Origin of the sequence: Priestia sp. SIMBA_032 (assembly GCF_046535215.1) — a bacterium.
In the GTDB taxonomy this organism is placed as follows: domain Bacteria; phylum Bacillota; class Bacilli; order Bacillales; family Bacillaceae_H; genus Priestia; species Priestia aryabhattai.
In genome coordinates this window covers 1-261 of sequence record NZ_JAWRXD010000925.1, presented here as the reverse complement: position 1 = coordinate 261, position 261 = coordinate 1, and the positions used below count along the sequence as shown (strand labels likewise).

Annotated in this window: 1 protein-coding gene; it reads right to left on the bottom strand. The window is 74.3% G+C overall.

Features of this window, described 5'->3' with window-relative positions:
• Window positions 1-211, bottom strand: a 211-nt coding sequence (locus SB717_RS37040) for a hypothetical protein (RefSeq protein ID WP_410908080.1), incomplete at its 3' end; no start/stop codon positions are given.
• Between the last annotated feature and the right edge of the window lie 50 nt (window positions 212-261).

Below are 261 nucleotides of genomic sequence, written 5' to 3'. Positions count from 1 at the left end.
CCCCCCGTTGCGCCGCCGCCGACATGAGGACGGCCACGACGGCTGCCGCGATGAGGAGCACCACCGCCGCGCCGACGCCGATCCGCACGCGACTCGATGGGCCCGTCGCCGGCGGCTCCCTCTCGCTGGGGACGGCATCCAGGCCCTCGGTCTGCAGCGGGGAGTCGTCGACGGCTGCGCTCTGGTCGCTCTGCTCGGATCGGTGTCGCATCCCTCCACGCTAGGAAGGCAGGACGCGCCTCACCGGCGGCAGCCGGGATC